The 8,010-nt window shown below is 57.2% G+C and carries 9 protein-coding genes and 1 pseudogene; all 10 read right to left on the bottom strand.

The annotated features are described in order from the left end of the window. Positions 1-117 (bottom strand): annotated as a pseudogene (locus L692_RS33710) (SAM-dependent methyltransferase); the annotation flags it as partial. Positions 118-163: 46 nt separating this feature from the next. Continuing rightward, positions 164-1,084, bottom strand: coding sequence for a CvfB family protein (locus L692_RS0124115; protein ID WP_025702500.1), 921 nt, complete (start codon positions 1,082-1,084; stop codon positions 164-166). After that, a complete protein-coding gene (rsfS, locus tag L692_RS0124120) occupies positions 1,081-1,428 on the bottom strand; it encodes a ribosome silencing factor (RefSeq protein WP_025702501.1) in 348 nt (115 codons plus the stop codon). The genes L692_RS0124115 and rsfS overlap by 4 nt, the downstream gene beginning before the upstream one ends. Next, on the bottom strand, positions 1,425-2,003 hold the full coding sequence (yqeK, locus tag L692_RS0124125) for a bis(5'-nucleosyl)-tetraphosphatase (symmetrical) YqeK (protein WP_025702502.1): 579 nt from the start codon (positions 2,001-2,003) through the stop codon (positions 1,425-1,427). Before yqeK ends, rsfS begins: the two co-directional genes overlap by 4 nt. Further along, the gene (locus L692_RS0124130; protein WP_025702503.1) at positions 1,975-2,577 is read right to left on the bottom strand and encodes a nicotinate-nucleotide adenylyltransferase; all 603 of its coding nucleotides are present in this window, start codon (positions 2,575-2,577) and stop codon (positions 1,975-1,977) included. Before L692_RS0124130 ends, yqeK begins: the two co-directional genes overlap by 29 nt. A gap of 44 nt (positions 2,578-2,621) precedes the next feature. Next, the gene (gene yhbY / locus L692_RS0124135) at positions 2,622-2,912 is read right to left on the bottom strand and encodes a ribosome assembly RNA-binding protein YhbY (RefSeq protein WP_025702504.1); all 291 of its coding nucleotides are present in this window, start codon (positions 2,910-2,912) and stop codon (positions 2,622-2,624) included. Positions 2,913-2,965: 53 nt separating this feature from the next. After that, positions 2,966-3,859, bottom strand: a complete 894-nt coding sequence (locus tag L692_RS0124140) for a shikimate dehydrogenase (protein ID WP_025702505.1) — start codon at positions 3,857-3,859, stop codon at positions 2,966-2,968. Positions 3,860-3,876: 17 nt separating this feature from the next. After that, on the bottom strand, positions 3,877-5,004 hold the full coding sequence (yqeH, locus tag L692_RS0124145) for a ribosome biogenesis GTPase YqeH (protein WP_025702506.1): 1,128 nt from the start codon (positions 5,002-5,004) through the stop codon (positions 3,877-3,879). Beyond that, entirely contained in the window at positions 5,001-5,528 is a 528-nt protein-coding gene (locus tag L692_RS0124150; RefSeq protein WP_025702507.1) for a YqeG family HAD IIIA-type phosphatase, read from the bottom strand. The genes yqeH and L692_RS0124150 overlap by 4 nt, the downstream gene beginning before the upstream one ends. Before the next feature lie 92 nt (positions 5,529-5,620). Further along, positions 5,621-7,852 carry a transglutaminase TgpA family protein gene (locus tag L692_RS0124155; RefSeq protein WP_025702508.1) on the bottom strand — a complete coding sequence of 744 codons (2,232 nt, stop codon included), beginning with the start codon at positions 7,850-7,852 and terminating at the stop codon, positions 5,621-5,623. Between the last annotated feature and the right edge of the window lie 158 nt (positions 7,853-8,010).

An 8,010-nucleotide genomic window follows, 5' to 3' on the forward strand; every position in this document is an offset into this window, starting at 1 on the left:
GGTCCTCGGCTTCCCGAGTCGCTCCCACGCCGCTTCGGCGAAAGCGAGCCACTGCGGATACGGCATATCCGCCATCAGCTCGTCGTAGACATAAGCAAATTTCCCATAGGAGGACACTCCCAACACCGCACTTTCCCTTGCCGTCCTAGTCGGCAGAATTTCCTCAGTCTCCGCCGCTCTGCTGGCCGGAAGCCGGAGCGGTCTTATCCCCCTGCGCCAGATACGTCCAGCTCTCCTTCTGGGTGATAAGACCTTCCTTCATCAGCTTGCCGAGCGCACGCTTGAACGCCGCCTTGCTGATTCCGAACCGCTGCTTGATAATATCCGGCGGCGTCGCATCCGAATAAGGCATTCCTCCGCCCGGACGATTTTGCAGAAATTCGAGAATCCTTGCAGAATCCTGATCCCGTCCCACTTCCTTGCGCTGGGCCATGGACAGGTTAATGCGCCCGTCCTCCCGGATGAACGCCACACGGGCTTCAAACTCTTCGCCCAGACGAAGCAGTCTCGGCCGCTCGGAGGAATGAATCATGCCGATTGCGCCGAAGCCGAGCACGCCCCCGTCCACGATGACAAACGTGCCCATCTGGAGAGGCTTGTAAACCCGGGCCTTCATCCACTGCCCCTTCCAGCTGGAAGGGGCCGGGAACGTTAGCGGCGCAAGCTCCTGCTCGCCCGCCAGCTTGGCCCGCAGCCTCCCCTGCTTGTCATGCTCCATAATGACAAATACACGGTCGCCAACCTGCGGATGCAGCTCCTTCAGTTCAGGCAGCTCGCGGATGGGCAGAAGCAGCTGGCGCCCAAGTCCCATTTCCAGAAAGCAGCCCAGCCGGGGATGAACGTCCGCCACCTCCAGCAGAGCCAGCTCGCCAAGCGTAAGATACGGCTTCTTCATCGTCGCCGCCAGACGGTCCTCCGTATCGAAGAACAGGAACACTTCAACCTTGTCCCCCGGCTTGATCTTCTCCGTCAGTTCCGTATAATGCAGCAGCACATCCTGGTCGCCCGCATTCAGAAAATAACCGTAGGGCGAAACCTCCCTTGCCACTTCGAGCGTGACTACGCTTCCAGCTATCAGGCTCATACGAGTTCCACAACCTTGGCGTCGGACCACAGGCGCTCGATATTGTAGTACTCGCGCTCGTCCCGGTGGAAGATGTGCACAACCACATCCCCCAAATCCATGAGCACCCAGCGGGCCGCGTCCATGCCTTCGATCCCGCGGATGACCGCCCCGGCTTCCTGCGCAACCTTGCGAACCTCGGTGGCGATCGCCTGCACCTGGGTATCGGAGTTGCCGTGACAGATGATGAAATAATCGCTGATCAGCGAAATGCCGCGCAAATCAAGGGCAACGACATTCATCGCTTTTTTATCTTCAACCGCTTCCAGCGTCAGCCGCAGCAGCTCTTTGGATTGTATGGTCATTCATTTTCCTCCAATGCTCTTACTAAATCGTTTCTTGCCAGCACCGTCAGCGGGAACACAATCCGCCGCTTCTCCAGCAGCAGGCTGATCGTTGAATCAAATCCGGCTAAAAGCCCTTCTTCCAGACTGGAATCGGCAAGCTTGCGTATATGGTCGACACCCGGAAAATCGCGTCCCGGCTCAATGTAATCAGCCAGACAGACGATTTTGTCCAGAAGGGTCATGCCGACCCGCCCGGAAGTATGGTAGCGGATCGCATCAAGCACGCCCGAATCGGTAATGCCGTACTCTTGTTCCGCCACAAAGGCTCCCACCTCCGCATGCCACAGCTGCTTGTCATAGGACAGCAGTTCAGGCGAGAGCTGATTCTGCTCTATAATCTCGCGCTGACGTTCGACCGGCCAATATTTGGCCACATCATGAAGTGTCGCCGCCAGCTCCGCGCGTTCCGGATCGCCGCCGTACTTCAAGGCAAGCGCTCTTGCCGATTCCATCACGCCCAGCGTATGCTTCCAACGCTTCTTCGGCATCTGCGAGGATACCGACTCAATCAGCGCTTCGCGGCTGAACCCCATACAACTCACTCCTCCGCACGTACTCGTATACCGCTTCCGGCACCATATACCGGATCGATTTGCCGGCTGCCGCCCGCTCCCGGATCATCGTGGAAGATATATCGACCATCGGCATTTCGGCCAGCAGCACCTTCTCGGCAATATTCGCCGGAAGCGTCCCAAGGTCAAGAGAATTGCCCGGCCGTCCCACACCGATAAAGGTAAGGAGCCGCACCAGTTCGTCAATCGCCCTCCACTTCGGCAAATACTGCACCATATCCGCTCCGATAATAAAATAAAAGTCTTCGGACGGGTAACGCTCCTTGAGCAGCCGCACCGTTTCAATCGTATACGATATGCCCCCGCGCATAATCTCCCAATCCAGGCTGCGGAATGAATCATCGCTTCGGATCGCCTCGCTCACCAGAGCCAGCCTCGTCTCGCCGGAGGCCCCTGCCGCATGCTTATGCGGCGGGATGTGCGAAGGCATGAACCATACCTGCTCCAGCCCGAAGGCATCCCTGGCCGTTTCCGCCGCCAGCATATGGCCGATATGAATGGGATCGAAGGTTCCGCCCATAATGCCGACCTTCACTCCCCCACCTCCTTGCAAAATTGCCTCTTTCGCCGAGGTCTTCTCTACGGCAGCTCAATCATCTTGTTGTCGCGCGATTCCTTATACAGAATGATCGTCTTCCCTATGACCTGCACAAGCTCGGAGCCGCTCTGCTCCGCAAGCTCGCCGCCTATCTCCTTCGGGTCCTCGACGCAGTTGTTCAGCACGCTGACCTTCATCAGCTCGCGCTTTTCAATCGCCTCCTCGATATGACGAATCAGATGCTCGTTGACGCCGCCCTTGCCAACCTGAAACACAGGGTCAAGGTGATGAGCAAGCGAGCGAAGATAGCGCTTTTGTTTGCCGGTTAACATCATGTATGCATACTCCTTATATATCAACTATTATTACCCGATAATCCCGGATTCTATTTGCTTACGGACGGTTCAGCGGCGCCGAGACTGCCCAGCAGAGCCTCCCGCATCGCCTCAATCGGAGCGGGCAGTCCCGTCCAGTATTCCAGAGCGTAAGCTCCCTGATACAGGAACATGCCCACACCGCTGTGAATAATGCAGCCCCGGCGGCTGCGGCTTTCCAGCAGCAGGCGGGTGTACAGCGGGTTGTAGATCAGATCGCTGACCACGATTCCTTCCGGGATGATATCCGGGTCGATCGGCATATCATCGACATGGGGATGCATCCCTACCGAGGTGGTGTTGATCAGAATATCCGTGCCGCCGATATAGCCCTGGATCTGATCGAGTCCTACGCCCTTGATATCGCCCCGGCTGCTCCAGCTTCCCGCAAGCCGCTTCGCTTTCTCCTCGTCGCGGTTTACAATGACAACCGACGAGGGCTGCTCCTGAAGCAGCGCGTCGATAATGCCCCGCGCCGCGCCGCCCGCGCCGATAACCATAATCCTGCGTCCCGAAAGCTCGGAGACCGCCTCCGATTTCAGAGAGCGCACGTATCCGATGCCGTCGGTATTATAGCCGGTCAAAATGCCGTTGTCGTTGACAATGGTGTTGACCGCGCCGATGGCCTCCGCGGCCGGGTCTACTCTGTCCAAATGTTCGATCACTGCCAATTTATGCGGGATCGTCACATTGATGCCCCTAAAATTCAATGTCCGTATGGCCTCGATCGTCTCTTTGACTTTATCTTGCTCCACATGCAGGGGGACATAAGCTCCCGGGATTCCAAGCGCCCTCAGCCCCGCGTTATGCATTACGGGCGACTTGGAATGCGAAATGGGGGACCCTATAACTCCCAAAAGAATGTCTCCGCTTGGCGAAGACCAGGTTTTGGTCGCAGTTGTCATGATTGTCTCCTCCTAAGTTATATCAGCGAAGGGCGAACCAGCACCTTCACGCCGCGAGGGACATGGACAGCAACAATCGCGCCTTCCGTTCCGTTCAATTTGATCCAGCCCAGGCCGGAGATGAATACATCGCTGCGGCTTCCTTTCGATACTCTGAATTCGTGCCGCTGCCAGGCGGGAAGCTTGTCCACATCTTCCGCAGCGGGTGGAGACAGCATTTCACCCCGGTGATCGCGGTACAGCTCGTCCGCCCGCTCCAGCTTGGTGCGGTGAATTTTGAGGCTGCCGCTAATGAAGCAGGTGAATGATTGATGCTCGCCCTGCACGAAGTCGAAGCGGCCCAGGCCGCCGAAAAAGAGCGTCTGTCCCGAATTGAGCTGGTACACCGCAGGTTTAAGGGGCTTTGCGGGCATTACCGCGTCCAGATCCCGCCGTTCAACCAGCTCGCTGTACCGCCAAGGATAGACAATCCCCGGCGTGTCGATGATGTAATGACCGTCATCAAGCGGTATCTTGACGCTGTCCAGCGTGGTCCCCGGATACCGGGAAGTCGTCAGCTCCTGCTCCAGATCGCTGTAATCCGAAATAAGCCGGTTGATCAGTGTCGACTTCCCGACATTGGTTGCGCCTACGACATATACGTCGCGCCGTCCCCGGAGCGAGGACACCGAATCGAGCAGCCGGTCAAAGCCCTGACCCCGCTTGGCGCTGCAAAGCACGATTTCCGCCGTCCTCAGACCGAGCTCCTTGCTGCGCTGCTGAACCCAGTTTCGCAGCTTGTTCCAGTTGGTTACCTTGGGCAGCAAATCGCATTTGTTAACGGCCAGAATGACAGGATTGCTGCCGACAAACCGCTGAAGCCCGGAGATCAGGCTGCCTTCCAGGTCAAAGAGATCGACAATGTGGACGACAAGCGCGTTCTGTTCACCGATTCCGGAGAGCAGGCGAAGAAACTCGTCCTGATCCACGGAAACCGAGGAGACCTCGTTGTAATTCTTAATACGGAAGCACCGCTGGCAAATGACAGGGTCTCGGTTATAAGCCGTCTCCGGCAGGTATCCCGGCCGGTCCCGGTGCTCGGTCTGCAGTTTAATGCCGCAGCCGCTGCAGTTGGCGGAACGCTGCCGCTGCATCTGTTCGTTCATTCCTGTTGTTCCTCCTCATGCCACAATCCTTGTTTGCGCAATCTGGTCAGCGCAATCTGCTCTATACGGCGGTTGATGCGGGTGCCTAGCCCCTCGTCCTCAAGGGAGATCGGCAGCACCAGCACGGTGAACAGGCCGAGCCGGTTGCCTCCAAACACATCCGTAAGCATCTGGTCTCCGACCACAACCGTATTCTTCGGTTCCAGATTCATCAGCTTCATCGCCTTGTGAAAAGGGGCATTGGTCGGCTTGCGCGCTCCGTGGACAAATTGAATATTGAGCGGAGCCGCAAACCGCGATACCCGGGTCATATTATTGTTGGATACAATCACCAGCTTGAAGCCGGTCTGCTTCACCTTATCGAACCACGCCAGCAGCTCCGGCGTCGCCAGAGGCGCCTTGGCGCCAACCAGCGTGTTGTCCAAATCGGTAATGATCCCCCTGTAGCCCTTCAAATACAGGTCCTCAAGATCAATATCGAACACCGTATTTACCCGCAGCTTGGGGACAAGCCTTTCAAACATACGTTCACCTCGATTTCATACGACAAACTATATCATAATCTTTACTCTTCGGAAATGATTGTTAGTGAGAGAAATCGCAGGCTCTCTGCGGTTCATTTCGTCAGCTTCAGTCTTTTGCGCAGCCGCAATGATTCAGTATACACGGCCTGCCAGTCTTTGTCTTCAATTACTTCGGGACTGTACTTTGCCTTCTCAAACCAGCCGAGCAGCGCCGACAGGCTGTCCGCAGCCCCCGGGCGCTCCCCTTTCCAGCGGGAAACGGATTCCCTGAGCGTCTCATGGTTGTCTCTGGCGAAGCCTTTGCGGCGCATCAGCGCTACCCAGCGCTCTGTCTCGGCCAGAATCTTCTCGGCGGATGACAAAGGCCGTCCGCTGCGGATTCTCTGCAGAAGAAAGCGCAGGCCGAACCGGCGCTGCCACAACAGGAAGGCCGCCCATCCGGCCAGAACAATGGCGGCTGCGGCAACGGCCCATGCTTCTACGGACAGACCGCTTTCCTCAGAGCCCTGACCTGCTGCCTGCGGTTCATTCTCCGTATCCGCCTCTGGAGCTTGGGAGGCTTCGGGCTGCGGATCAGTCTCGCTCTGCGTCAGCAGCGGGGCGTTGAAGCCGGGCGTCGCCTCCACCGGAATCCAGCCGTAATCGCCGAAGTATACCTCGGCCCAGGAATGGGCGTCGGCATTGGTAATCGTGTAGTTGTTGTTCACGGCCTCTCCCTGACGCAAGGCAAGACTGTCCGGAAGCTGGGCCTGTTCGCCCGGCGCGTAGCCCTTGACCCAGCGGGCCGGAATATCCAGCGAACGGGCCATGGTTACGAGCGCGGTCGAATAATAGTCGCAATACCCCTCCTTAATCTCAAACAGGAAGCTTTCCACAAAATCCCTGCTTTGTTTGCGGGACAGGTCAGGTTCATTCGTATAGGAAAACGTTTGTTGTAAATATTGTTGCAGAAGCATCGTCTTTTCATACGGCGTCTGCGCCTGGGCTGTAATTTCCCCGGCCAGATTCCGCACTCTCTCTGGAAAATTGTCCGGAAGCTGAAGGTACTGTTCCGGGATATTCTTCCCGTTGTACAGATCGGTGAAGGTCTTCGCGGCCAGTTCCTCCACCGGAACGACGGGCAGCTCGGAGGTCAGCGTATACGTCTTCGGATAGGGCCCGGGATCGGCGCCGTTGACCAGCAGTTCGGCGTCCGGGCTGCGCCAAGACAATCCGTCCGCCTCTTTTTCTCCATTAATTGAATCGATCCTGGTAATGGAATAGGCGCCGAACAGCACCGGATACCGGTTGTTGCTCAGCATGCGGACGGTATATTGAAGCTCCTGGGTCTTGATAGACGACTTATAGTCGTTCCCGAGCGTCTCTCCCGCCTCCGCCGGCTCCAGGCCGCCCTGTCTGCTGCGGAGGTTGTCGCTCCAGCCTCTGCCCGAGTACACGCTTCTCGTCTCCCCGCGCATATAAATGCGGGAAGCCGAGATAACCGACATAACCGGAGTATAATCAAAGGCGAAGCCGCCTCCGAGATTTGCGTCATTCAGACTGTATCCGGAAGCCGTCCCCGACGAGCCTGTGCCGTTTGTCCCGGTTCCCGGATTGTCCGTGCCGCTGCCTTGCGCCGTGCCGCCGCCTTTCCATTCCTTCCAGGCCGTATACGGATCGGTCAGCGTGGGCCTGACGTCCGGCGCATTGACCCCGGTCAGAATAACCAGCGCAAAAATAACGGCGATATTCACGGATATTTTGAGCGGGAAATCAATCAGATATTTCCAGCCCCGGGGATAGCGAAGCTGAAAGCTCTTCAAATGGTTGCTTACCAGCCAGCCCAGCCCGGCGAACACCGTCCAGGCGACTTCCTGCCACAGCACCGAGGCCGTGAAGGAATCCAGCGCCGCGAACGCGGCGATATTCATGCCGATGAACAGCAGAATACGGTTCTTGGTCGTGACCAAAAAGGAGGCTGACAGCAGAATCGCCCAGGCTCCCAGAGCGAACCAGAGATACGGCGTCATCTGCGATAAAGCATCGCTCAGCCGTTCGCCAAACATCGCCGAAGGATAAGGGATATAGGGTCCGTAATATTGGATGGTCCGGTATACAATGTACAGCACCGCAGCCGCTTCAATCATCAAGCGGTAAAGAATGGAAATGGGCAGCAGGATTTCAATAACGGCAACGGCCGACAGCGAGATCAGCACCGCGGCGCTGGTCTGCTGCAGCCAGATCGGCTCTGTAAAGGAAAGCCACTGCAAGGCGATGATGATCATCCACAGCAGGCCGAAGGACCGGTGCCAGGACGATTTCATAAAGGTCCACCAGTTCTTCATCGTCCATCCCCTCCAAGCGCTGCGGGCAGCTCGCGAAGCGAGCTAACCTTGTAGCCCATGATGTCCCGGGACTGAAGCTCGCCGGGCCCTTCTTCACCGCTGCGCGCCCCTGCGGGGTTCAGTATATGGATATGGCAGGGAGTCATCCCTCTGCTCTC

The organism is Paenibacillus forsythiae T98 (assembly GCF_000520735.1).
In the GTDB taxonomy this organism is placed as follows: Bacteria; Bacillota; Bacilli; order Paenibacillales; family Paenibacillaceae; genus Paenibacillus_AQ; species Paenibacillus_AQ forsythiae.